The organism is Nonomuraea sp. NPDC059007 (assembly GCF_042740555.1).
Classification (GTDB): domain Bacteria; phylum Actinomycetota; class Actinomycetes; order Streptosporangiales; family Streptosporangiaceae; genus Nonomuraea.
Genome location: NZ_JBHYJD010000044.1, coordinates 7,069 through 31,232 on the forward strand (window position 1 = coordinate 7,069; position 24,164 = coordinate 31,232).

Genomic DNA, 24,164 nt, shown 5'->3' on the forward strand with positions numbered 1-24,164 from the left:
GCGGGTGCTGCCGGGGCCCGGGGCGGGGGCGCCCGGTTTGTGGGGGCCATCGCCCCCCCCCCCCGCGTGGGGGGGGGGGGGGGCCGCCGCCGTGTCCGGCGGCGTGCGCAGAAGCGACGGTGTGATCAGGTTCGGCCCGAACCTGCACGCCGACGAGGCGCCCTTCGGCGAGGCACTGGGCAGGAGGCTCGCCTTCGGGCTGCCGGTGAGCGTGGGCAACGACGCGAACCTGGCCGCGCTCGCCGAGCACAGCCGCGGCGTGGGCGTGGGCGTGCGCGACCTGGTCTACCTGCACGGCGACGTCGGCGTGGGCGGCGGCATCATCGCCGGCGGCCACCTGCTCGGCGGCCACGACGGCTACGGCGGTGAGATCGGTCACATGGTGATCAACCCGGGCGGCGGGCAGTGCGCCTGCGGCTCTCGCGGCTGCCTGGAGGCGGAGGTGGGGGAGCGTGCCCTGCTGGAGGCCGCGGGCAGGAGCCCGGAGGAGGGCCACCAGGGCCGCGACGCGGTACGCAACGTGGTCGACGCCGCCGACCGGGGGGACATCGTCGCCCAGGAGGCGCTGCGCCAGGTCGGCGACTGGCTGGGGCTGGGCGTGGCGAACCTGGTCAACCTGTTCAACCCGGAGATGGTGATCTTCGGCGGCATGCTGCGCGAGGTCTACCTCGGCTCCGCCGCCCAGGTGCGCAGCCGGCTGGCGGTCAGCGCCCTGGCCCCCCAGCGGGAGAAGCTGCGCCTGCGCACCTCCGCGCTGGCCGACGACGCGACCCTCGTGGGCGCCGCGGAACTGGCCTTCGCCCACGTGCTGGCCGACCCGCTGGAAGTCCTGGCCCGCGCGGGCGGCTGAGCGCATCCAAAGTTGCCAGGACCCCGGGCGGATCGTCCCGTTGGCCGAGGGCAAGACCGGACGCACGGCCGATCACAAGCCATGATCCCGTTCCTAGTGTCGGATGCACCAGCGTCAGACACGGAGAAGAGTTCATGCGCCACGTCTTGTTCACCGCCGTCACCGCGGCCGTCATGTCCGTCGCGCTGCCCGCCGGGGCCGCCACGACCGCCCGCCCCGCGTACGGCAGAGCCGACCTGCAACGCGACGTCAACGCCATCAAGGACGTGGGCACGATCGGCGTCCAGGCGAGAGTCACCGGCCGAGGCGGGGACCTGGTGGCCACGGCGGGCACGGCCGTCCTCGGCACGCGCCGCCCGGTCCCCGCCAACGGCTACAGCCGGATCGCCAGCACCACCAAGACGTTCGTGGCCACCGTGGCGCTGCAACTGGTCGCCGAGGGCAGGATGTCGCTCGACGACACCGTGGAGAAGCTCCTGCCCGGCGTCGTCCAGGGCAACGGCAACGACGGAAACGCGATCACGCTCCGCATGCTGCTCCAGCACACCAGCGGCCTGTACGACGCCTACCCGGGCCACGCCTCGATCGAGGAGATCCTGGAGCACCGCTACGAGCGCTTCACCGAGGCGGAGATCGTGGCGAAGGCGGTCAAGCACGAGCCGGAGTTCCGGCCGGGCGCCGAGTGGCGCTACAACAACACGGGCTACCTGCTCATCAGCCTGATCATCGAGAAGGCGACGGGCCGGCCGTGGCACAAGGAGGTGGCGGCCCGGGTGAGCGGGCCGCTGGGGCTGAGCCGTACCGTGTGGTCGGGCGCGTCGAACGAGGTGCCCAAACCGCACGCCAGGGGCTACCTCATCATGCCGCCGGCCAAGCCCGTGGACCTCACCTCGAAGTTCGACGGCGACGCGGCGGGCGGGCTGATCTCGACCACCGCCGACACCGGCCGGTTCTTGCGCGCGCTGCTGGGCGGCAGGCTGCTGCCGGCCGAGCAACTCGCGCAGATGAAGAAGACCGTGCGCGCGCCCGCCCACGAGGCCGTGTGGCCGGGCGCGCGCTACGGGCTCGGGCTCAGCTCGCGCCCGCTGTCCTGCGGCGGCGTCTACTGGCACCACGGCGGCGACGACTACGGCTACAAGACGCGCACCGGCGTGAGTGCCGACGGCCGGCGCAGCGTGGTGGTCTTCATGTCCACGCAGATCGGCGACGAGCGGTCGCTGAAGCAGGAGAAGGCGTCGGGCGACCTGATCGACCGCGCGCTGTGCGCGTCCTGACGTTCTAGGCGACCCGTGAGGCGGGGGCGGTCCAGGTGTTGCAGGCCGACGGGGCGGCGGCGGTGAAGCCCTTGGCGAGCCAGTAGCGCTGGTTCCTGCCCTTGCCGTGGTCCTTGATCTTCGTGGTCTCGTCGCCCGAGCTCTTGACGATGTCCAGCAGGTAGTCCCAGTCGTCCTCGGTACGGTCCAGCGACTCCCACACGCTGCCCATGAAGACCCCGGCCAGGCACTCTGCCTGGAGCTCGAACCGGCGCGTCTGCTCCAGTTCCTCCTTCTTGCTCCGGTACGGCTCGTAGAGGTAGGCGTGGTGCAGGCCGGCGATGTTCTGCAGGTGGTGCCCGTACTCGTGCGCGACCACGTCCATGAGGAACAGATCGGAGGGGTCCTCCAGCATCTTGTCGTCAAGGCTGATGGCGAAGCGCCGCGTCTTGACGCAGTAGCTGCCCGCCTGGTCGGCCCACTTCTCGCCGCAGAAGCGGGTGCCCTTCCTGGTGACGAACGTCAGCGACGGCTGCCCGAACGCCAGCCCCGCGCCGGTGAAATGCGCGCGCCACGCCTTGTTGAGGCAGGTGTGGACGGTGCGCACGTAGGCCTTGGCCTGCGCGACGCTCCCCGCCGCGACCGGCTTCTCCACGCAGGCGCCCGGCGCGAGCGCACCGGTCCGGTACATCTTGTTCTGGGTGAGGACGGCACTCTTGATCGGGTACGCGGACGCGGCCGCGGTGCCCGTCGAACCGGCCAGGGCCACCCCGGCCAGGAGGACTGACACCACGGCATAAAGGGGGAACCTCATGGAGAAAGTGTGATACGTCCTGCTTAACAATCAATTGCCATTCAGAGAACGCGTGACTTTCCCGCCTTCCACGTGTTGCAGTACTGCGCCGAACGGCCGCCGTACCCGCGGTTCTGCCAATAGGCGAGATTGACCGGCCGCCCGTGGGTCTTGCTCTCCCCGGCCCTGCTGACCGACTCCATCCACTGGTCCCAGGTGATGCCCGGATCGATGGATTCGAGGGTGGAGCTGTAGAAGGCGCCGGCGAAGCACTCGGCCTGCATCTCCAGGCGGTGGCTGAGGATCGTGCGCGCGCCGCCCGACGCGCGCCAGTACATGGCGTTCTGCGCGGTCAGGATGCCGGTGAGGTGCTGGACGTGGTGTCCCCACTCGTGGGCGACCGAGTGCGCGATGTTCATCTTGAACGGGTCGGTCAGGTCACGCTTCATGATCCGGATGGCGACCGTGCGCTGCTGCGGGCAGTACTGCGCGCCGTTGCTGGTGATCTTCCCGCAGACAGACCGGCTGCCCGTCGTCACCTGGATCTTCGGCGGCGTGTACCGCAGCCCCGCGGCCTTGAACCTGGCCGTCCAGAAGCGGTCGGCGCACCGGGCCATCCCGGTGTGGAAGGCTCGGAGCGAGGCGGCGCTTCCCCGGCGGATCTCCGGAATGGCGCACGAGAGCGCCGACGTGGTGCCGGAGCGATAGATCTTGTTCTGGGTCAGTACGGCGGGCGGCACGGCGGCCGCCGGTTCTGCCGAGGCGCTGGCCGTACCGGAAATGGTCAGACCCGCGATCATGCACACAGATGCCGCAATAAGGGGAAGTCGCACGATCGCGGATCCTAGACCAGTTCGGGGCGCTCCGGTTAGGAGACCCGGGATTTCGGCGCCGCCCAGGTGTTGCACGCGCTGGGGGACTCGGCGTCGAAGCCGCGCTTGAGCCACCAGGCGATGTTCTTGGCCTTGCCGTGGGAACGGAAGTCGTAGCCGTTCTCGGCGACCTTCACGATGTAGCGGAAGTCGAACTCGCGCCGGCCCAGCGAGTGCCAGACCGAGCCGATGAACGCGCCCGACAGGCACTCGGCCTGCAGCTCGACGCGGCGGCTCTCGTCGTACACGCGGGCCTTGCTCTTGCCCTTGAGGTTGTCGACGATCCTCAGCATGCCGGTGAGCTGCTGGATGTGGTGACCGTACTCGTGGGCCAGCACCTCCATCAGGAACAGCTCGAACGGCTCGGCCAGGATCGCCTCGTCGAGCAGGAAGGTGATCTTCTTGTTCTTCGGGCAGTAGATGGCCTGGGCGCCCGCCGGGAACTTGCCGCACGAGGTCCGCGCGCCCGGCTTGGCGATGACCTCGAAGCCCGGCTTGGCGAAGGGGATGTTCTTCTTGGCCAGTTGCCTGCTCCAGGACTCGTTCAGGCAGTCCATGAGGAACTCGAGGTAGACGCGGGCGTCGTCCAGGTCCCCGCTCTGGACGGGCTGCTCGTCACATTCCTTGAGCTCCAGCGCACCTGTCTTGTAGACCGGGTTCTTGGTCAGCACCGGTGAGTAGGAGGGGGGAGCGGCGTGGGCCACACCGGTGAACAGCACGCTCGCCAGGGCGCCGGAAATGAGCGCCAAAATGGGGGTACGCATGAGAAGGCACCTTATTTGGCGCATATGCCGTTGGTAAAGCACATTGCGGCCCGTGCCGCGAGGGGCACGGGCCGCAATGTCATGATATTTCGGGCCTAGCAGGCTAGGCGACGTAGCGGGCGGAGACCTTCCACGTGTTGCACGAGCCCACCTGGCCGGAGTTGAAGCCCCGGTTCATCCAGGCGGCCTGCGAGGAGCCCTTTCCGTGGTCGTTCTGGGCCCAGGCCTTGTGGCCGTTCTTGCGGAACCACTCGACCGTGTGGTCCCACTCGTCCGGGTTGACGGGCAGGGTGTCGGCCACGGTGTTCATGAAGACCGCGGAGAAGCACTCGGCCTGAAGCTCCGAGCGGCGCGACAGCTGCAGCTGCATCGACTTGCCCGAGCTGTTGCGGGCCGCCCAGTAGTAGTTCCAGATGCCGGAGATCTGCTGGACGTGGTGACCGTACTCGTGCGCCATCAGGCGGGTGATGCCCAGGGCGTACGGGTTACGGAGCTGCGTCTTGGTGATCAGCATGTACATCGTGCGGTCGCCCGAGCAGTAGAGGCCGTCGGCCCCCGAGCTCCACGGGCCGCAGGCGGTGCGGACCTTCTTGGTGATGATCCGCAGGCGCGGCTTGCTGAACGACAGGCCCGCCTTGCGGAACTGGCTGCTCCAGGAGGCGTTCAGGCAGTTGGTGACGCGCTGCAGGAAGCGCTTGTAGGCGGCGGTGCTGCCACGGGGCAGGCTGCCGGGGGAACAGTTGGAGTCGGCGAGCCGACCGGTCCGGTAGAGCGGGTTCGCCGTCGCGGCTGCTTTGCCACGGGGCGGCGCTGCCTGCTGCAGCTGCGCCCCCTGGTTGGCGGGCTTCGCTTCGGCGGTCGCCGTACCCACGCCCGCCAGAGCAAGCACCAGCCCAGCGGCCACGAGTGACGAGAGTTTCCTCATGGGGAGAGTGTTCATAGTGAGGGAAAGACTAGGTCAAGATCGGACAAATGTGGGCTGATTTGACTCGATGCAGTCAGCGCCGGGGGCACGAACTAGACTCGTGCGCAGTGGCGAGCACGAGCAGGAGGGGCTGATTCCGTGAGCGGGCTGCTGAGCTCAATCAAGGGACCGGAGGACGTCAGAAGGCTCGGGGCGGCGCAGTTGCCGAGGCTCGCGGGGGAGATCCGCGACCAGCTCGTCGACTCGTGCGCGCGCTTCGGCGGACACCTGGGTCCCAACCTTGGTGTCGTGGAACTCACGATCGCTTTGCACCGGGTCTTCGACTCCCCGCGCGACCCGATCATCTGGGACACCGGCCACCAGGCGTATGTCCACAAACTGCTCACCGGCCGCCTCGCGGGCTTCGAGGCGCTCAAGCAGGAGGGCGGCCTGTCCGGCTACCCGAGCCAGGCCGAGTCCGAGCACGACTTCGTCGAGAACTCCCACGCCTCCACCGCGCTGTCCTACGCCGACGGCCTCGGCAAGGCGTTCAAGCTGCGCGGCGAACGCGATCGCAGGGTCGTGGCGATCATCGGCGACGGCGCCCTGACCGGCGGCATGGCCTGGGAGGCGCTCAACAACATCGCCGCGATCAAGGACCTCCCGGTCGTCATCGTGGTCAACGACAACGGCCGCTCCTACTCGCCGACCATCGGCGGGCTCGCCTCCCACCTGTCCTCGCTGCGCGTCAACCGCCGCTACGAGGACATGCTGGAGTTCGTCAAGGACAAGATCGGGAACGTTCCCGTCCTCTACGACGCCCTGCACGGCATCAAGAAGGGCGTCAAGGACGTCATCGCCCCGCAGGTGATGTTCGAGGACCTCGGCCTGAAGTACCTGGGCCCCATCGACGGCCACGACGAGCAGGCCATGGAGGCCGCGCTGCGCAAGGCGCGCGACTTCGGCGGCCCGGTCATCGTCCACGCCCTGACCCAGAAGGGCCGCGGCTACTCCCCGGCGGAGAACCACGACGAGGACCAGATGCACGGCCCCGGCGCCTTCGACAAGTCGACCGGCCTGGAGAAGCCCAAGCCCCGTATCTGGACCGACGTGTTCAGCGAGGAGATGGTCAAGCTCGGCCGCGAGCGCTCCGACATCGTCGGCATCACCGCCGCCATGCTCCACCCGGTGGGCCTGGCCGCCTTCGCCGAGGCGTACCCCGAGCGCATCTACGACGTCGGCATCGCCGAGCAGCACGCCCTGACCAGCGCCGCCGGACTGGCGCTCGGCGGGATGCACCCGGTGTTCGCCGTGTACGCCACCTTCCTCAACCGCGGCTTCGACCAGTTGCTGATGGACGTCGCCCTGCACAAGCTGCCGGTCACCCTGGTGCTCGACCGCGCGGGCGTCACCGGCGACGACGGGGCCAGCCACAACGGCATGTGGGACCTGTCCATCATGCAGGTCGTCCCCGGCCTGCGGATCGCGGTGCCGCGCGACGGCGAGCGCATCGTCGAACTGCTGCGCGAGGCCGTCGCCACCACGGACGGCCCGACCGTGCTGCGCTACCCGAAGGGCGCGCTCGCCGAGACGATCGACCCGGTCGGCAGGCTGGGCGAGATGGACCTCCTGCGGGTGGCCGACTCGGACGAGCCGGACGTGCTGCTGGTCGGCGTGGGCCCGATGGCGCACATCTGCATGGACGCGGCCAAGCTGCTCGACGCCCAGGGCATCACCGCCACGGTCGTCGACCCGCGCTGGGTCAAGCCGCTCGACGAGGCCCTGGTGGTGGCGGCGGGAGCCCACAAGCTGGTGGCCGTGGTCGAGGACAACGGCAAGGTCGGCGGCGTGGGCGACGCGGTCTCGCGGCTGCTGCGCGAGGCCGACGTGGACGTGCCCGTCCGCTCCTACGGCATCCCGCAGCGCTTCCTCGACCACGCCAAGCGCGCCAAGATCCTCGGCCAGATCGGGCTGACCGGACAAGACCTGGCCCGCGAGATCACCGAGGCGATCGCCAAGCGCGGCGCCCCCATCGAAAGCCCGACCACCAGCAACTGACGCCGGGCGCCACCGCTGACCCAAGCGCCGCCGTGCCACCCCGCACGGCGGCGCTCGGGGCATCCCACGGTTTCGCAGGGCCACCCGCACGGCGGCGTCCACCCCCCCTCCCTCCCGGTCCCCGGGCGCCTGCTGAGGTGTATGTGTTGTCCGGAAAGTCCCTGGTCGGCGGGGGATCGGCGCTGTTCGTGATGGGCGGGCGAAGGCATGACAGCGGGGTAAACGGGCACTGACTGATCGTGGATATCTTTCGCACCAAGAGCGTCGAGCAGTCGATCCAGGACACGGAGGCGCCGGAGCACCGGCTGAGAAAGCGCCTGACCGCCACCGACCTCACGGTCTTCGGCATCGGCGTGATCGTCGGCACCGGCATCTTCGTGCTCACGGGCCAGGTGGCCAAGCAGACCGCGGGACCCGCGGTGGCCCTGTCCTTCATCGTGGCCGCCGTCGTGTGCGGGCTGGCCGCGCTCTGCTACGCCGAGTTCGCCTCCACGCTGCCCGTGGCGGGTTCGGCGTACACGTTCTCCTTCGCCACGCTGGGCGAGTTCCCCGCCTGGGTGATCGGCTGGGACCTGATGCTGGAGATGGCGCTGGCCGCGGCCGTGGTGGCGGTCGGCTGGTCGGGGTACTTCGCCTCGCTGCTGCAGTCGATCGGGCTCACCCTGCCGGGCTGGATGGCGGGCGACAGCCCGGTGGTCAACGTGCCGGCGATGGTGATCGTGCTGATCCTGACCGCGATCCTGGTGGCCGGCATCAAGCTGTCCTCGCGGGTCAACCTGATCATCGTGATCATCAAGGTGGCGGTGATCCTGCTGGTCATCGTGGCGGGGCTGTTCTTCGTCAACGCGGCCAACTACACGCCGTTCATCCCCGACCCGATCTCCACACCGGCCGTCGAGGGACTGAAGGCGCCGCTCATCCAGGTGCTGTTCGGCATCACGCCGGTGGCCTTCGGCGTGATCGGCATCTTCTCGGCGGCCGCGATCGTGTTCTTCGCGTTCATCGGCTTCGACATCGTGGCGACCGCCGCGGAGGAGACCATCCAGCCGCAGCGCGACCTGCCGCGCGGCATCATCGGCTCGCTGGTCGTCTGCACGGTGCTGTACGTGGCGGTCTCGCTGGTCGTGGTCGGCATGCAGCCCTACAGCGAGCTCAGCACGCGGGCGCCGCTCGCCGACGCGTTCACCGCCGTGGGCCAGAACTGGGCAGCCGCGCTGATCAGCATCGGCGCCATCGCCGGTCTCACCACCGTGGTGATGATTCTCATGCTGGGGCAGAGCCGGGTGCTGTTCGCGATGTGCCGTGACGGCCTGCTGCCGCGCGGCCTGGCGAAGGTCCATCCGAAGTACGGCACGCCCGCCCGCCTCACGGTCATCATCGGCGTGGTGACGGCGCTGCTGGCCGGGTTCATCTCCCTCGGCGCGCTGGCCGAACTGGTGAACATCGGCACGCTCTTCGCGTTCGTCGTCGTCTCGATCGGCGTGATCATCCTGCGCCGGACCCGCCCGGACCTGCACCGCGCCTTCCGCACGCCGCTGGTCCCGTTGCTGCCGATCCTGTCGGTGCTGGCCTGCCTCTACCTGATGCTCAACCTGCCGGTGGAGACGTGGCTGCGCTTCCTGATCTGGATGGTGATCGGCGCCGCCCTCTATTTCCTGTACGGCTACCGCCACAGCCGCGCCCAGCGCCTGCCCACGGGGATCAAGCCCCACTGACCGGCCCGGGGCCGTGCTCGCGTGGCACGGCCCCGCCTCACTCACCAGGTGTAGACGGCCCGCCCCGCGGCCTTCATCAGGCAGCCGTTGCCGAACGTGCGGGTGAAGGCGACCTTCTTGCCCCGCCACGTGCCCGCGACCCTGACCTCGTGCGGCATGTACTCCTTGGTGCAGATGGCCCGGTCGTTCTTGAGCCTGGCCGGGTTGCCCTTGACCGAGCGCAGCAGCCGGCAGGCCGCCCGCGGCGACGGATGGTTCCCGCCGTCCCGGTCGCAGGTCAGCCGGACGGCCTTGGTGGTGTCCCCCGTGGTGACGCTGATCTTCAACGTCGCGCGGGGCCGTTGCGAGGCGGCCGCCGGGGCGGCGTTCCCCAGCATCACGGCACCGGCCAGCACGACGAGCGCGAGCGTCTTCACATGTGTTCCCTTCCTCGGACGGGCAAGGTCACACACGCTACTTCTTCCCGGGGTGGAAGGGCCCCGTGACATGGGGCCCTTCCCTCGCTCACGGCACGGAGGCGACGCCGGGCTCCAGGAAACGGGGCTGGGAGACGCCCGCCCTGTCCAGGTACGGCGTGACGCCACCCAGATGGAACGGCCAGCCCGCGCCCAGGATCATGCACAGGTCGATGTCCTGGGCGGCGGCCACCACGCCCTCCTCCAGCATGAGCCGGATCTCCTCCGACAGGGCCGACAGGACGCGCTGCCGTACCTCCTGGGCGGTGGAGGGACGGGTGCCGCCCGCGAACAGCGCCACGGCCTCGGGGTCGAGCGAGAAGTCGGGCGCGTAGACGCCCGGCTTGCCCGAGGCGACGAGCTTGGCCATGTTGGCGCTGACGCCGAACCGCTCGGGGAAGGCGGCGTGCAGCGTCTCCGACACGTGGTGGCCGACGGCGGGACCGACGAGCTGCAGCAGCGCGAACGGCGACATTGGCAGGCCCAGGTCGTCCAGGGAGTGCTCGGCGACCTCCAGCGGCGTCCCCTCGTCCACGGCGGCGATGACCTCGCCCATGAAGCGGGTCAGCAGCCGGTTGACCACGAACGCGGGCGCGTCCTTGACCAGCACCGACGACTTGCGCAGCGACTTGCCGACCGCGAAGGCGGTGGCCAGCGTCGCGTCCGAGGTGCCGGCGCCGCGGATGATCTCCAGGAGTGGCATGACCGCGACCGGGTTGAAGAAGTGGAAGCCGACCAGCCGCTCGGGGTGCAGCAGCTCGGCGCCCATCTCGCTCAGCGACAGCGAGGAGGTGTTGGTGGCCAGCACGCACTCGGCGGAGACGTGCGCCTCGACCTCGGCGAACACCTTCTTCTTGACCGCCATGTCCTCGAAGACGGCCTCGATGACGAAGTCGGCGTCGGCGAAGGCGTCCTTGGTGAGGGAGCCGGTGACCAGGGCCTTGAGGCGGTTGGCCTGGTCGCCGGAGATCCGGCCCTTCGCCAGGAGCTTGCCGACCTCGGCGTGGACGTAGCCGACGCCCTTGTCGAGCCTGGCCTGGTCGAGGTCGGTCAGCACGACCGGCACCTCCAGGCGGCGGGCGAACAGCAGCGCCATCTGCGAGGCCATCAGACCGGCGCCGACGACGCCGACCTTGGTGACCTTGCGGGCCAGCGACGTGTCCGGCGCGCCCGCGGGCTTCTTGGCGCGGCGCTGGACGAGGTCGAAGGCGTAGAGGCCGGCCCGCAGCTCGTCGCCCATGAGGAGGTCGGCCAGGGCCTCGTCCTCGGCGGCGAAGCCCTCGTCGCGGGTGGCGGTGCGGGCCAGGGCGACGAGGTCGAGGGCCCGGTAGGGGGCGGGGGAGGCGCCGCGCAGCTTCATGTCGACGAGGAAGCGGGCGTCGTTGACGGCCTTCTCCCAGTCGGCATCCGGATATGTCGCGCGTTCGATGGAAATTTCGCCCTTGAGGACCTTGGATGCCCAGCGGAGCGACTCCTCCAGGAAGTCGGCCGGCTCGAACATCGCGTCGCCCACCCCGAGCTCGAACGCGTCGCGGCCCTTGAGCATGCGGTTCTGCGACAGCGGGTTCTCGATGATGAGCTTGAGCGCCGCGGCCGGGCCGATCAGGCGGGGCAGCAGCTGCGTGCCGCCCCAGCCGGGCACCAGGCCGAGGAAACACTCCGGCAGGGCCAGCGCGGGCACCCCGGAGGAAAGGGTCCGGTACGTGCAATGGAGCGCGATCTCCAGGCCGCCGCCCATGGCCGCGCCGTTCACGAACGCGAACGACGGCACCGGCAGCTCGCCCAGCCGCCGGAACACCTCGTGCCCCAGCCGGCCGATCTCCAGAGCCTCCTCGCGCGCGCCGACCAGCGCCGCGCCCTTGAGGTCCGCGCCGACCCCGAAGATGAACGGCTTGCCGGTCACCCCCACCGCGGCCAGATCGGTACGCGCCGCGATCCCGTCCAGCGCCGCGCCGAGCGAGGTCAGCCCGCCGGGCCCGAACGTGTTCGGCTTGGTGTGGTCGAACCCGTTGTCCAGGGTGACCAGCGCCATGGTCCCGGCGCCGCCGGGCAGCTCGACGTCGCGTACCAGCGCCTTGGTGACGACCTCGTCCTTGAACAGCTCCGTCACGTTCACGCTCATGCGAGGTTCTCCCAGATCACGGTGCCGCCCATGCCCATGCCGACGCACATGGTGGTGATGCCGTAGCGGACGTCGGGCCGCTCGGCGAACTGGCGGGCGAGCTGCGTCATCAGCCGCACGCCCGAGGAGGCCAGCGGGTGGCCGAAGGCGATGGCGCCGCCGTAGGGGTTGACCTTGTCCTCGTCGATCCCGAAGTGGTCGAGGAAGGCCAGCACCTGCACGGCGAAGGCCTCGTTGATCTCGAACAGCCCGATGTCGGAGACGTTCAGACCGGCCAGGCGCAGGGCGCGCTCGGTCGACGGGATCGGGCCCACGCCCATCACCTCGGGGTCCACGCCCGCGAAGGCGTAGGAGACCAGGCGCATCTTCGCGTCCAGGCCGAGCTCCTCGGCGACGTCCGCGGCGGCCACGACGCAACCGGTGGCGCCGTCGTTGATGCCCGAGGAGTTGCCCGCCGTGACCCGGCCGTGCGAGCGGAAGGGCGTCTTCAGCGCCGCGAGCGCCTCGACGGTCGTGCCGGGCCGCGGAGCCTCATCCTGTACGGCCAGCCCCCAGCCCTTCTCCGCCGTCCGGATCGCGGTCGGCACCAGGTCCGGCTGGATCTTGCCGTCGGCGTAGGCCTTGGCGGCCTTCTCCTGCGACAGCGCCGCGTAGGCGTCGGCACGCTCCTTGGAGATCTCCGGGTAGCGATCGTGGAGGTTCTCGGCGGTCATGCCCATGACCAGGGCGCTGCCGTCCACGAGCTTCTCCGACAGGAAGCGGGGGTTGGGGTCGACGCCCTCGCCCATCGGGTGGCGGCCCATGTGCTCGACGCCGCCGGCGATGGCCACGTCGTAGGCGCCGAACGCGATGCCGCCCGCGACCGAGGTCACCGCGGTCATCGCGCCCGCGCACATGCGGTCGATGGCGTAGCCCGGCACGCTCTTGGGCAGCCCGGCCAGCACGGCGGCGGAACGCCCGATGGTCAGGCCCTGGTCGCCGATCTGGGTGGTGGCCGCGATCGCGACCTCGTCCACCCGCTCGGGCGGGAGATTGGGGTTACGGCGGATCAGCTCGCGGATGACGCGGACGACCATGTCGTCCGCGCGGGTCTCCGCGTACAGTCCCTTCGGCCCTGACCTGCCGAAAGGCGTGCGCACGCCGTCGACGAACACGACGTCACGAGAGGAAGGCACGGATTCGCTCCTCGTTGCTGGACAGCTTCCGTGCCTATGCTACTCGCCAGTAACTACTCCGCAGACGAGGGCGGTGAGCAGGAGCGCGCCTACCGTGAGGGCGGCGGGCTCCCACAGATGCGCCCGGCCGCCGAGCAGGGCGATCACGGCCAGTATGGTGACGGTCCAGGTGATCGCGGGGCGCCTTGCGGTCCTGATCGTTGCTTTCATCCGGTACGGCTTCGCCCTTTCCGTTGCCGATGCCGTTGCTGTCGGCGTCGGCGTCGTGAAGGGCAGGGTTGGGGCGTCGGGTGTGGTGGGGCCGCCGGGATGTGGGGTCTGGGTGCGGGGCTGGTTCGGTTCGGCGGGGTGTCTGGCGTTGTCCGGGTCCCAGGGGTCGCCCGGGGAGTGGCCGGAGCGGGCTATGCCGGCCAGGGTGGACAGGGCGCCTCTGGCCCACCAGGTGGCGAAGAAGACGGCGGCCACGTAACCCGCCAGCGTGAGGAGTTCGACGGCGCGGGTCAGGGTGTCGGCCGTGCCGTACAGGCCGGACTCGCGGAACAGGCGCGGCACCGTGTAGCCGAGCAGCAGCGTCACGGCCCAGCACGCGGCCACCCCGAGACGGCTCAGCGCGCGGGTGAGCGGGGCGGCGGTGACGGCGTAGAGCTCCAGCTCGCGCCGCCGTACCCGGCGCATGCGCACGCCCCACACCGCCTGTGTCGCCGCGAGCGCGGGCACGGAGGCCAGGGAGAGCAGGAGCGCCGCTATGGCGTACGGCAGTGTCTCCTCCCTGGTCGCGGCCCGTTCGGCGAGCATCTGGACGGAGGCGGGCAGCGCGATCGAACCGGAGAGCGCGATGAGCGCGAGCCGGCGCGCGGCCCGGGCGTGCGTCCGCAGCCCGGTCACCACCCGTGCGCCGGGGAGGGGGGAAATCTCGGTCGAAAGCATGACGTCATGATGGCGTCACCGAGCGTGTTCGTGCCGGTGAATGGGCTACTCGGATGGAGCCCTAGATCCTTCGTAGACGATCAGGTCGAGGAGGCCGGGGAAGCGGTCGTCGAGGTCCGCGCGGCGGAGCCGGATGAAGAGCTTGCGGCCCTCGGGGCGCTGGCAGATGACGCCGCTCTCGCGCAGCACCCGCCAGTGGGCGGTCAGGGTGGACTTGGGCACATCCGGCAGGATCGAGCCGCAGAACTCTTCCTCTTTCGAGGCGGCCAGTTTCCGCACGATCGCGGCGCGGACCGGGTGCCCGATGGCGGCCATCACATCCACCAGGTCGATCTGGTCGCGTGTCGGATGCAACATACGGCCCATTGTACGCATCTCCCGAACAGTGATTTGACAGGCACGATACGTCCGTACGAGGATTCCGAACTGACAAACGATGTCCGGCGGGGAGCCCGGGTCGTGAAACCGGGGTGGGGGTTGTGGTGTTCGGGTGGGGGAGTCGGCTGAGGAGGGTCGGATGTACGACGTGGTGATCGTGGGCGGCGGGCCGGTCGGGATGTTGCTGGCCGGGGAGCTGGGGTTGCAGGGGGTGCGGGCGCTGGTGCTGGAGCGGCTGGCCGTACCGACGGGGGAGTCCAAGGCGGGGACGCTGCACGCGCGGACGGCGCAGAGCCTCGACCGGCGCGGACTGCTGGAGGCGGTGGGCAGGGCGAGCTACGGGAGTCTGCGCTTTCACTTCTCCGGGATGTTCGGGCTCGATCTCGGGGCGGTGGCCGGGGACGGGCCGAGCCTGGTGGGGAGCCCGCAGGCGTGGGCGGAGCAGGTGTTCGCGCGCCGGGCGGCGGGGCTGGGGGCGGAGATCCGGCGGGGGCAGGAGGTGACGGGGCTGGTTCAGCACGAGGACCGGGTGGTGGTGACGGCCGATGGGCGGGAGGTGGCGGCGCGGTTCGTGGTGGGGACCGACGGGGCGCGGAGTGCGGTGCGGAAGGCCGCCGGGATCCCGTTCACGGGGACGGGGGCCCGGGTGGCCGCTTTGATGGGGGATGTGCGGCTGGAGGATCCCTACGGGCTTCCTGGCGGCTACCACCGCACGCCCCGTGGCTGGCTGATCGCGTGGGTCAATCCCGCCGGGCACAGCCGGATCACCACCTATGACTTCCGTGCGCCGCACGCCGACCGGGAGGCGCCGGTCACGCTGGAGGAGTTGCGGGAGGCGGCCGAGCACATCGCGGGCGTTCCCGTGCCCATGCGCGATCCGCGCGCGCTTTCCCGGTACGGCGACGCCGCCCTGCAGGCCGAGCGGTACCGGACCGGTCGGGTCCTGCTGGCCGGGGACGCGGCGCACGTGCACTTCCCGTGGGGCGGGCAGGGCCTCAACACCGGGCTGGAGGACGCGGTCAATCTGGGCTGGAAGCTGGCGGCGGAGGTCCGGGGACGGGCGCCGGACGGGCTGCTGGACAGTTACCATGCCGAGCGGCACCCGGTGGCGGCGCGGGTGCTCTGGAACGTCAGGGCCCAGACGGCGCTGGCCAATCCGGATCCGTCGGTGGATCCGCTGCGGGAACTGTTCGCCGAGCTGATGGGCTTCGACGAGGTGAACACCTACCTGAGCGGGATGATCAGCGGCGTCGACACCGCCTACGACGTCGGCGTGCCGGGGGCGGGGCGGATGGCCCCCGATCTGGCGATCAAGACCGAGGACGGCGAGATACGGCTGACAGAGTTGCTGCGCGGCGGGCGACCGTTTCTCCTGGACCTGGCCGGGCGGGACGATCTCGTCGAGGCGGTGTCCGGATGGCCGGTGGAGGTGGTTCGCGGCCGGGCGGAACACGAGGCGGAGGCCCTGCTGATCCGTCCCGACGGTTACGTGGCGTGGACCTCGCGGGCCGAGGTGGACACGCTGGGTGAAGCACTGGGACGCTGGTTCAAACCTGTTACGGACGACTATTTGTGGTGATCGAGTGAAATTTCCGGACAAGAGGTGGTGGAGTCTGTTAGGAAGGTCGCGATCCACACCCGGTAGCTAGAGAGGTACACCGTGTCGCGCGACGAGAAGGACAGACCATTCGAGGACGAGCAGGGCAGGTCGTTAAACCCGGACATGACCGGTGACGTGCTCTCCGACCGGTGGGAGACGGACGCCGCGGACACCGACGAGCAGCCGGCCGTCGTGCTCAGCGAGACCTACCACCTGCCGGGCGACCCGAGCACGCCTGGGGAGCGTTCGGAGACCTACCACCTGCCCGAGCCGGACGCCCTGGTCCACCAGGACATCCTCCTGGACCAGAGCGCCCTCAAGAGCCACACCGACCCGGCCGACCCGCTGGACCTGAACGCCGGCGCCGACCTCGGCCTGGACCGCCCGGCAAGCACCGCCTACGACGCCACGACGGGCTACGACCCCGGCACGCCCGGCTACGAGCCCGGCACGGGTTATGAGGCAGGCACGGGCTACGAGGCCGGTACGGGTTTCGACCCCGGAGCGGGCTACGAGGCCGGCACGACGGGTTATGAGGCCGGCGCGACGGGACCTGGGTACGACGCCGGAGCCGCGGGAGCCGGTTACGACGCCGTGGCGGGGCCCGACGGAGACCGCGACGAGAACGAGCCCGGATACCTGCCGCTGGACAAGTCCTACGAGCGCCCGTTCGGCAGCGATGACGACGAGCCGCGCCGGGGCTTCCTCGGTTCGGGCTGGAGCGGTTCCGACGATCAGGATCAGGGGCATGGGGAGGTGCGGCGCCGTACCAAGATGCTGGTCGTCGCGGCGGCGGCCATCGTGGTGATCGGCGTGGGCGCGGGCTGGATGCTGACCGGCTCCGGCTCCGAGCCCTGCACCGGCGCCCAGTGCTCAAGCGCCGGCCAGGTGAGCACCCCGGTGGCCCCGCCCGCCGAGGAGACGGAAGACCCGGCGGACCAGCCCATCGAGGCCACCCCCGAACCCGACATGTCCGAGTCGGTCACCCCGACGCCCACGGTGAGCCGCGCCCGAGCCACCCGCACCCCGGCTCCCCGCGTGACCCCGACCCGCGACAGCGACCCCACCCCCAAGGCGACCTCCAAGGGCACCCGCGCCCCGGACCCCAAGGACCCGGTCACCGACACCGCCAACGACCCCCAGCAGCCGCGCGCCACCGAAGCCCCCTCGACCAAGCAGACCACCCAGCCCGCCCAGGCCCCCACCACCTCCGCCCCGGTCCCCGCGCCAACGGAGAGCAAGAGGCCCGGCGGCCTCCTGGACTGGCTGTTCGGCTGACATCTCCCCCGGGGCTCGCTTGGCAGGACGAGCCGCGGAACCCCACCGCGGGCGGCCCCAGCCGCCCGCCCCCCCGCTGTCTGTTGCGCTGTTGCGCGGCCCGCCGCGTGTGGGCACTGCCTCTGCGGTGTTGTGCGGACCGCGAGGTGTCGTGCCGTGCTGTCGTTGTGCGGGTCGCGGTGTGTTGTGGCGTCTTGTGGGGGCTGCGGTGTGTTGTGGCGTCGCACGGGGGTGCTCTCGGTTGCAGTACTTTCAGCCCCCCATCCACTACGGCACAGCCGCCCCACCGCCACCCGCCGACGTGAGCGTGCGTGTCGCGGGGATCGCTTCTCACGCCGGACGTGGTCCCCGCCGCAACGGCGATGCGGTAACCGGCCGATGGGTCCCCTTGGATGGCCGTTCCCTTGGACACGGCTTGGCTGGCCGGCGGGTTGCCCCTCGGCCGGCTTGGGTTGCCCCTTGGCCGGCTGACGGATCGCCGTAGCGGCGAGGGCCACGTCCGACGTGAGAAGCGATCCCCCCGATCGGCGCCCGCGGGCGTCGGTGGGTGGTGGGGGTGCGGCTGGCCGTAATGGATGGTGGTGGTTTTGGGGGTGAGAGTCCGAAGCGCGGGGAGGGGGGAGTCTGGCAGACTGGGAAATCGCTTTCCAGGAGGTGTCGTGGTCACCCTCGAAGATGTGGCGAAGCAGGCGGGTGTTTCGCTGGCGACCGCCTCGCGTGTGCTGAACGGCAGTACCCGCCAGGTGGGCGCCGGGCTGCGTGCCCGCGTCGAGCAGGCCGCCGACGAACTCGGCTACCGGGCCAACATCGCCGCCCAGACCCTCGCCCGCGGTGCCAGCAACGTGATCGGCATCGTGGTGCACGATCTCACCGACCCTTACTTCGCGGCGCTGGCCGACGGGGTCATGCGGGCCGCGGCCGGGGAAGGGCTGCTGGTCATGGTCGGTACCACCCACCGCGACCCCGAGCAGGAGATCGCCTACGTCGCCACGCTCAACGCGCAGCGCGTGCGGGCGGTGCTGCTGGTGGGTTCGCGGCTCGACGACCCCGAGGTCACCGGCCGGCTGCGCGCCGAACTCGACCGCTACCTGTCCAGCGGCGGCCGTGTCGCCTGCGTCGGCCAGGACCTGCTCGGCGTCGACACTGTCGCCCCGGCCAACGGGGAGGGGGCGGCGGCGCTGGCGCGTTCGCTGGCGGAGCTGGGGCATCGGCGGTTCGCGGTGCTCGCGGGCCCACCGGGGCTCATGACCGCCGCGGACCGTTGCGCCGGATTCGTCACCGCCCTCGAACAGCTCGGACTCCCGCGCCCCCGGATCGTCCACGGCCCGTTCGACCGCGACGGCGGCTATCGGGCGGCGCAGGAGACGGGCGACGCGACCTGCGTGTTCGCGGTGAACGACGTCATGGCCGTGGGCGCTCTTGCCGCCTACAGGGAGCGGGGTGTGCGGGTGCCGGAGGACGTGTCGGTGGCGGGGTTCGACGACATCGCGACCCTGCGCGACCACGCGCCCGCGCTGACGACGGTGCGGCTGCCGCTGGCCGACATGGGTGCGCGCGCCCTGGAACTGGCTCTCACCTCGGCCGACAAGCCCGTGGTCGAGCCGGTCCGCGGCGAGGTGGTCCTGCGCGAAAGCGTCCGCCCCCTCTGATGTCCCCGCCCGTAGTTGCGACCCGGTCTGTGTCTTTGTGCTGGTACGGCGGCGGCCCCGCCGTACTCCCGCGTGTCGCTTGACCCACCACCCCCTTGGGAGAACACAGTGAAACTGTCCGTCAGCACGCTGGGAATGCCGGGCGACAAGCTCGACCGGGCGATCGAGGTGGCCGTGGGACATGGCTGCCAGGGGCTGGAGCTGCGGCTGCACCCCGACACCGGCGTACACGCGGGACTGAGCCGCGACGAGCGCGCGGCGGCGCGCAAGGCGGTCGAGAGCGCGGGTCTGGAAATCTCCGCTCTGGCTGGCTATGTGCGCGTATGTGAGCCAGGTCCCGACGAACCCCTCGTCGACGCGCTCCTCGCCGACCTCAGGCTCGCCGCCGACCTGGGGGCGCCGGGCGTGCGGGTGTTCCCGCGCGGCGGCGACCCGGCCGTGGGCGCGCGCCGCCTCCAGGCAGTCTCGGGTACGGCACGCGAACTCGGCCTGCGTGTCCTCGTCGAAACCCACGACCTGATGGCCACCGGCGCCAAGGTCGCCGAACTCCTGGACGCCGCCGGCTCCCCGGACACCACCGGCGCCCTCTGGGACCTCCTCCACCCGTGGCGCCACGGCGAAGCCCCGGCCGACACCCTGTCCGCCCTGGGCTCGCACCTGGCGTATGTGCAGGTCAAGGATGCGGTGTCGGCCAACGACAGTACGCCGGTGCCGATGTGGTCGGGTTCCGTGCCGCTGGACGAGTGCGGGGAGCTGCTCCAGTCGGCGGGGTACGACGGGTGGGTGTCGCTGGAGTGGGAACGCACCTGGTACCCCCAGGTCGCCCCGGTGGAGGACATCCTCCCCGGCGCCGCCGAATGGGTCCGCCGCTACCAGCCCTGACCCACCGGACACCGCCCGCCGACCCTCCGCCTACGTGCGGCCGGCCGCTTGGCGCCCAGGTGCCTGCCGGCCGTGGGCCGGGGGTGCGGAGGCGGGTGGCCAGGTCGGGCCGCCCGTCGGGATGCCGGCACGGCGGGTCGGGTGGCACGCGTGGGCCCGATGCCGTGGTGGTGGCCCGCGGCTGGTTGGCAGGGTGACGCTGGGGGGTGAGTGGGGCGCGCGTAGGGTGGCGGCGGCGGTGTGCCGTTGTGGTGGGAGATGGGAGTCGCGTGAAGGACAAGGTGCTTGTCGTCGGTATGGACGGCCTGCGGTTCGACCGGTTGCTGGCGCTGCGTCCCAAGGTGCTGGGGGAACTGCTCGACACCGGCGTGCACGGGACGAGCCTGTTGCCGTATGGGGAGGCCGAGGCTGTCTCCACGGGGGCCAAGGGGGAGGTCGTGCGGCTGGGGGAGCGGGCGATCGCGTCCAGGACCGACTCGGGTCCGGGGTGGTCGTCGATCGCCACCGGGGTGTGGCCGGACAAGCATGGGGTGGTGGATAACAGCTTCACCGCTCCTGAATTCACGAAATATCCGGACTTCCTGACGCGGGCCAAGCGGGCCGACCCCTCCCTGACCACCTCAGCCCTGTTCTCGTGGGCCGCGCTGGCCGAGCACGGGGCGTTCGGGGAGGAGATCGACACCCGCGTGGCCCTGGACGGCTTCGCGATCACCTTCACCGAGGGCGACACGCAGATAGCCGACGCCGCCGAGCGCCACTTCGCCGAGCAGGCGCCCGACCTGGCCTTCGTCTACTTCGGCGACACCGACGAGGTGGCCCACCGCCTGGGCCCCCACTGCCCGGAGTACGCCGACGCCCTCCACACCCAGGACAACTACCTGGGCCGCGTCCTCACCTCGATCAAGAACCGCCCCTCCTACCCAGCGGAACGCTGGACCATCCTGGTCACCACCGACCACGGCCACCTGGACGAAGGCGGCCACGGAGGGGTCTCTCCCGAGGAACGCATCACATTCGTGATCGCCGCCCGCCTGGGCGAGAACCTCGGCGGCCGCACCCTCCCCGAGGCCCGCCTGGTGGACATCGCCCCCACCGCCCTGGCTCAGCTGGGCATCACCCCCACCCCCGCCTGGAACCTGGACGGCCACCCCCTCCCCCTCTAACCCACCCAGAACCCGCCAACCCACCCAGAACCCGCCAGCCCACCCAGGAGCCGCCAGCCCACCCGGGACCCGCCAACCCGCCCGGGAACCCAGAGCGCCTGCCTCCCGGCTCCAGGGCCCCGCCTCCGCGTGTGGACGCGCCACCCCAGGCCTCGTGCCCGCAGGGCCGCGTGCCGCAGAGGCCCCTGGGTGGGAGCGCGCCACGCGGAGGCGCGTGTCGTGAAGGTCCCATGCCGCGAGAAGGCACGTGCCACGAGGGCGGGTGCGCGCTGCGGGGAAGGCGCGTGGCGTCAAGATCGCGTGCTGTGGGGTGCGGCGTGCTGGTCGTGTCGCATGAGTGGGTGCCTGCTGCGGGGAGACGTCCTGCCGCGAACTCGTGCTGCGCAAGAAGGGTGAGCCCAGGGGGAAGCGCCTGGCACGTGAGGGCACGTTGAAAGGCCGCCTGACGTGAGGAGCGGCCGCCTTCTGTCAAAGTTTTTCATCACTTGTTGAATTCTGGCCGCCCACGCGCCACACTGTGAACGAAGGGTGTCTCTCAGGAGGACGGCGCATGAAAACCGCACTGGAGTTTTCCGAGATCCACGCCGGCATGCTCGCCGAAGTAGGCGGTAAGGCCGCCAACCTGGGCGAGCTGACCAGGGCGGGCCTACCGGTACCCCCGGGCTGGGTACTGACCACGGACGCCTACCACCAGGCAGCGGAAACCGCGGGACTCCAGGAGATCATCGCCCAAGGCGGCGACCTGGCGACGAAGGCGCGGCAACGTCTCCTGGAAACCACCATCCCCGACGAGGTGGCCGAGGAAGTCAGGAAGGCCTACGCGGGTCTGGGGGAGTCGGCCCCGGTGGCGGTGCGGTCGTCGGCCACGGCAGAGGATCTGCCGTTCGCGAGCTTCGCCGGCCAGCAGGACACGTTCCTCAACGTGGTGGGGCCGGAGGACGTGCTGCGGGCGGTGCGGAAGTGCTGGGCCTCTCTCTGGACGGACCGGGCGGTCGCCTACCGCGAGGCGAACGGGATCGACCACGCGGCGGTCCGCATCGCCGTGGTGGTCCAGACGATGGTGGACGCGCAGGTGGCGGGTGTGATGTTCACCGCGAACCCGGTCACCGGCCGCAGGCGGGAAGCGGTGATCGACGCCAGTCCCGGCCTGGGTGAGGCGGTGGTGTCGGGGGCGGTGAATCCCGACCGGTTCGTGGTCGACGTGGCCACGGCCGAGATCCGCGAACGCCACGCCGGTGACAAGAAGATCGCCATCAGGTCGTTGCCCGGCGGCGGCACCGAACGCGTCGAGACCGACGTCGACGGCTTCTGCCTCACGGACGCGCAGGTGCGGGCGCTGGCCGAGCTCGGGGCCCGGGTCGAGGGACACTACGGCGCGCCGCAGGACACCGAGTGGGCGATCGACGCCGGCGGGCGGCTCTGGCTGACGCAGGCGCGGCCGATCACCACGCTCTACCCCCTGCCCAAGACCCCGCCCAAGACCCCGCCCAAGACCCCGCCCAAGACCCCGCCCAAGGCCTCGTCCAAGACCCTGCCCGAGGCCCCGCCTGAGACCGGACAGGACGGGCTGCGCCTGTTCTTCTCGATCAACGTGGCGCAGGGGGTGATGGGGCCGTTCACGCCGATGGGAAGCGCGGGCATCAAGCTGATGAGCGCGGGCGCGGCCAGGATCGCGGGGTACCCGCCGGCCGACCCCCATCAGGGCGCCGGCCCGGTGGTCGAGGCGGGGCAGCGGCTCTGGATCGACCTGACCAAGGCGGCACGCAGCCGCGTCGGCCGCGCCGTACTGCCGAGAATGCTCTCTGTCGCGGAGGCGCGTACGGCGGTGCTGTTCAAGGCGCTCATGGACGACCCGAGGCTGTCGATGATCTACCCGTCGCGGCGGCCGTTCCTGCGTGCGGCGCGGCGGATCGCGCGGGCGGCGGGCGCGCCGCGGCGGATGCGGTGGGCGCTCACCCGGCCGGAACGCGCGCTGACCTACTCGCGGCGCGTCGGCGACGAGCTCACGCGGCGCCTGGAACTCCCGGAGAACGTTTCCCCGCAGGCACGGATCGACCACGCCGAACGCCTGCTCGGCGCGACCTTCCCGATGATCTTCTCGATCATGCCGATCGTCCTCGTGGGGTACGGGATGTTCGGGCTGGCGTCGAAGCTCTCGGGCGTGTCGATCTCCGACATGCAGGACGTCCTGCGGAGTATGCCTCACAATCCGACCACCGAGATGGACATGGAGCTGTGGCGGCTGGCCACGCGCATCGAACCGTTCGGTGACCGGTCGGTCGAGGAGGTCACCCGCCTCTACCAGGCGGGACAACTGCCCCGTGTGACCCAGGAGGCCATCTCCGGCTTCCTCGCCTCCTACGGCCATCGCGGCGTCGCCGAGATCGACCTCGGTGTCAAACGCTGGTCGGACGATCCGTCCCACATCATCGGCGTCCTGGCCAACTACCTTCGCATGGACGACCGCCTCGCGCCCGACGCCCTGTTCGAGCGCGGCGCCGCGGAAGCGCAGGCCGCCGTCGAGCGCGTCGCGGCCGCCGCCGCGCGCAAGGGCCGCTGGCGCGCCGCGATCGTCCGCCGCGCCCTGGACCGCACCCGCCGTCTCGGCGGGCTGCGCGAGCTGCCCAAGTACTACGCGGTGCTGATCCTGGCAGGGGTACGGCGGAGCATGCGCGTCGTCGGCGAGCACCTGGTGACGCAGGGCGTCCTCGGCACCCCCGACGACATCTATTTCCTCACCTTCCAGGAGGCCAGAACCGCCCTCCAGCCCGCGAAGAGCAAGGACGACCTTCGCGGACTGGTGGCCGAGCGCAGGGCGGCCCACGAGCAGGAGGCGCGGCGCAGGCACGTCCCCCGCCTGCTGCTGTCGGACGGCACCGAACCGGAAGCACTGTCGATCGCCGCCGCCGAGGGCGCCATCACCGGCACCCCGGCCTCGGCGGGCATCGCGACCGGCCCGGCCCGCGTGGTCATGGACCCGGTCGGCGCGCACCTGGAGCCGGGCGAGATCCTGGTCTGCCCGTCCACGGACCCGGGCTGGACACCGTTGTTCCTGACGGCGGGCGGCCTGGTGATGGAGATGGGCGGCGCCATGTCACACGGCGCGGTCGTGGCCAGGGAGTACGGCATCCCCGCGGTGGTCGGCGTCACCCGCGCCACCGAGCGCGTCACGACCGGCGAGACCGTCACCGTGGACGGCGCCGCCGGAACCATCACCCAAGAAGCCGCGGACACGATCACCCAAGACGAGGCGGGCACGATCGCTCAAGAGCACGCGGACACGATCACCACCTAGGAAGCCGCGGGCACGATCACTCAAGAACGCG

General features: G+C 70.8%; 19 protein-coding genes. 10 read left to right on the top strand and 9 right to left on the bottom strand.

What is annotated here, in order from left to right:
• The first annotated feature begins 121 nt into the window (after positions 1-121).
• Positions 122-850 carry an ROK family protein gene (locus ACFWY5_RS44885; RefSeq protein WP_379638510.1) on the top strand — a complete coding sequence of 243 codons (729 nt, stop codon included), beginning with the start codon at positions 122-124 and terminating at the stop codon, positions 848-850.
• A gap of 134 nt (positions 851-984) precedes the next feature.
• Positions 985-2,124 (top strand): serine hydrolase domain-containing protein, encoded by a 1,140-nt coding sequence (locus ACFWY5_RS44890; RefSeq protein WP_379638511.1) that lies wholly within the window; start codon positions 985-987, stop codon positions 2,122-2,124.
• A 4-nt stretch (positions 2,125-2,128) separates the two neighbouring features.
• On the opposite strand, the gene ACFWY5_RS44895 is transcribed toward ACFWY5_RS44890, so the two are convergent.
• From ACFWY5_RS44895 to ACFWY5_RS44910, 4 genes are all read right to left on the bottom strand, one after another.
• A complete protein-coding gene (locus ACFWY5_RS44895) occupies positions 2,129-2,917 on the bottom strand; it encodes a neutral zinc metallopeptidase (RefSeq protein ID WP_379638512.1) in 789 nt (262 codons plus the stop codon).
• A gap of 41 nt (positions 2,918-2,958) precedes the next feature.
• Positions 2,959-3,696: a neutral zinc metallopeptidase gene (locus ACFWY5_RS44900; protein ID WP_379613881.1), complete on the bottom strand. Its 738-nt coding sequence runs from the start codon at positions 3,694-3,696 to the stop codon at positions 2,959-2,961.
• Positions 3,697-3,764: 68 nt separating this feature from the next.
• The gene (locus tag ACFWY5_RS44905; protein WP_379613879.1) at positions 3,765-4,532 is read right to left on the bottom strand and encodes a neutral zinc metallopeptidase; all 768 of its coding nucleotides are present in this window, start codon (positions 4,530-4,532) and stop codon (positions 3,765-3,767) included.
• Positions 4,533-4,635: 103 nt separating this feature from the next.
• On the bottom strand, positions 4,636-5,457 hold the full coding sequence (locus ACFWY5_RS44910) for a neutral zinc metallopeptidase (protein WP_379613877.1): 822 nt from the start codon (positions 5,455-5,457) through the stop codon (positions 4,636-4,638).
• 138 nt (positions 5,458-5,595) lie between these two features.
• Between ACFWY5_RS44910 and dxs the strand changes: the two genes are divergently transcribed.
• Positions 5,596-7,494: a 1-deoxy-D-xylulose-5-phosphate synthase gene (gene dxs / locus ACFWY5_RS44915; RefSeq protein ID WP_379613875.1), complete on the top strand. Its 1,899-nt coding sequence runs from the start codon at positions 5,596-5,598 to the stop codon at positions 7,492-7,494.
• 239 nt (positions 7,495-7,733) lie between these two features.
• Positions 7,734-9,209 (top strand): amino acid permease, encoded by a 1,476-nt coding sequence (locus ACFWY5_RS44920; protein ID WP_379613873.1) that lies wholly within the window; start codon positions 7,734-7,736, stop codon positions 9,207-9,209.
• A 41-nt stretch (positions 9,210-9,250) separates the two neighbouring features.
• Here ACFWY5_RS44920 and ACFWY5_RS44925 read toward each other — a convergent pair whose 3' ends face one another.
• The 5 genes from ACFWY5_RS44925 to ACFWY5_RS44945 all read right to left on the bottom strand — a co-directional run bounded on the left by ACFWY5_RS44925 (position 9,251) and on the right by ACFWY5_RS44945 (position 14,245).
• Complete coding sequence (locus ACFWY5_RS44925; RefSeq protein WP_379638513.1) at positions 9,251-9,625, bottom strand: SSI family serine proteinase inhibitor; 375 nt, start codon at positions 9,623-9,625, stop codon at positions 9,251-9,253.
• Between the two features lie 88 nt (positions 9,626-9,713).
• Positions 9,714-11,786, bottom strand: coding sequence for a 3-hydroxyacyl-CoA dehydrogenase NAD-binding domain-containing protein (locus tag ACFWY5_RS44930; protein WP_379638514.1), 2,073 nt, complete (start codon positions 11,784-11,786; stop codon positions 9,714-9,716).
• Positions 11,783-12,940 (bottom strand): thiolase family protein, encoded by a 1,158-nt coding sequence (locus ACFWY5_RS44935; protein ID WP_379613941.1) that lies wholly within the window; start codon positions 12,938-12,940, stop codon positions 11,783-11,785. Before ACFWY5_RS44935 ends, ACFWY5_RS44930 begins: the two co-directional genes overlap by 4 nt.
• 60 nt (positions 12,941-13,000) lie before the next feature.
• Entirely contained in the window at positions 13,001-13,888 is an 888-nt protein-coding gene (locus ACFWY5_RS44940) for a hypothetical protein (protein ID WP_379638515.1), read from the bottom strand.
• A gap of 45 nt (positions 13,889-13,933) precedes the next feature.
• Positions 13,934-14,245 (bottom strand): ArsR/SmtB family transcription factor, encoded by a 312-nt coding sequence (locus ACFWY5_RS44945; protein ID WP_379638516.1) that lies wholly within the window; start codon positions 14,243-14,245, stop codon positions 13,934-13,936.
• 160 nt (positions 14,246-14,405) lie between these two features.
• Here ACFWY5_RS44945 and ACFWY5_RS44950 point away from each other — a divergent pair, with 160 nt between their 5' ends.
• The 6 genes from ACFWY5_RS44950 (at position 14,406) to ACFWY5_RS44975 (ending at position 24,133) form a co-directional block, all read left to right on the top strand.
• The gene (locus ACFWY5_RS44950) at positions 14,406-15,845 is read left to right on the top strand and encodes an FAD-dependent monooxygenase (protein WP_379638517.1); all 1,440 of its coding nucleotides are present in this window, start codon (positions 14,406-14,408) and stop codon (positions 15,843-15,845) included.
• A 144-nt stretch (positions 15,846-15,989) separates the two neighbouring features.
• Positions 15,990-17,144 (top strand): hypothetical protein, encoded by a 1,155-nt coding sequence (locus ACFWY5_RS44955; RefSeq protein ID WP_379638518.1) that lies wholly within the window; start codon positions 15,990-15,992, stop codon positions 17,142-17,144.
• Between the two features lie 659 nt (positions 17,145-17,803).
• Positions 17,804-18,793 (top strand): LacI family DNA-binding transcriptional regulator, encoded by a 990-nt coding sequence (locus ACFWY5_RS44960; protein WP_379638519.1) that lies wholly within the window; start codon positions 17,804-17,806, stop codon positions 18,791-18,793.
• Between the two features lie 108 nt (positions 18,794-18,901).
• Positions 18,902-19,675: a sugar phosphate isomerase/epimerase family protein gene (locus tag ACFWY5_RS44965; RefSeq protein WP_379638520.1), complete on the top strand. Its 774-nt coding sequence runs from the start codon at positions 18,902-18,904 to the stop codon at positions 19,673-19,675.
• Positions 19,676-19,944: 269 nt separating this feature from the next.
• The gene (locus ACFWY5_RS44970; protein ID WP_379638521.1) at positions 19,945-20,838 is read left to right on the top strand and encodes an alkaline phosphatase family protein; all 894 of its coding nucleotides are present in this window, start codon (positions 19,945-19,947) and stop codon (positions 20,836-20,838) included.
• Positions 20,839-21,388: 550 nt separating this feature from the next.
• Positions 21,389-24,133, top strand: coding sequence for a PEP/pyruvate-binding domain-containing protein (locus ACFWY5_RS44975; protein ID WP_379638522.1), 2,745 nt, complete (start codon positions 21,389-21,391; stop codon positions 24,131-24,133).
• Positions 24,134-24,164: the final 31 nt, after the last annotated feature.

What these genes read in the sequence shown, in the direction of transcription:
- ACFWY5_RS44890 (WP_379638511.1), top strand. Translation starts at nt 985, where the DNA reads ATGCGCCACGTCTTGTTCACCGCCGTCACCGCGGCCGTCATGTCCGTC.
- ACFWY5_RS44895 (WP_379638512.1), bottom strand. Translation starts at nt 2,917, where the DNA reads ATGAGGTTCCCCCTTTATGCCGTGGTGTCAGTCCTCCTGGCCGGGGTG.
- ACFWY5_RS44900 (WP_379613881.1), bottom strand. Translation starts at nt 3,696, where the DNA reads ATGATCGCGGGTCTGACCATTTCCGGTACGGCCAGCGCCTCGGCAGAA.
- ACFWY5_RS44905 (WP_379613879.1), bottom strand. Translation starts at nt 4,532, where the DNA reads ATGCGTACCCCCATTTTGGCGCTCATTTCCGGCGCCCTGGCGAGCGTG.
- ACFWY5_RS44910 (WP_379613877.1), bottom strand. Translation starts at nt 5,457, where the DNA reads ATGAGGAAACTCTCGTCACTCGTGGCCGCTGGGCTGGTGCTTGCTCTG.
- ACFWY5_RS44930 (WP_379638514.1), bottom strand. Translation starts at nt 11,786, where the DNA reads ATGAGCGTGAACGTGACGGAGCTGTTCAAGGACGAGGTCGTCACCAAG.
- ACFWY5_RS44940 (WP_379638515.1), bottom strand. Translation starts at nt 13,888, where the DNA reads ATGCTTTCGACCGAGATTTCCCCCCTCCCCGGCGCACGGGTGGTGACC.
- ACFWY5_RS44945 (WP_379638516.1), bottom strand. Translation starts at nt 14,245, where the DNA reads ATGTTGCATCCGACACGCGACCAGATCGACCTGGTGGATGTGATGGCC.
- ACFWY5_RS44950 (WP_379638517.1), top strand. Translation starts at nt 14,406, where the DNA reads ATGTACGACGTGGTGATCGTGGGCGGCGGGCCGGTCGGGATGTTGCTG.
- ACFWY5_RS44955 (WP_379638518.1), top strand. Translation starts at nt 15,990, where the DNA reads ATGACCGGTGACGTGCTCTCCGACCGGTGGGAGACGGACGCCGCGGAC.
- ACFWY5_RS44975 (WP_379638522.1), top strand. Translation starts at nt 21,389, where the DNA reads ATGAAAACCGCACTGGAGTTTTCCGAGATCCACGCCGGCATGCTCGCC.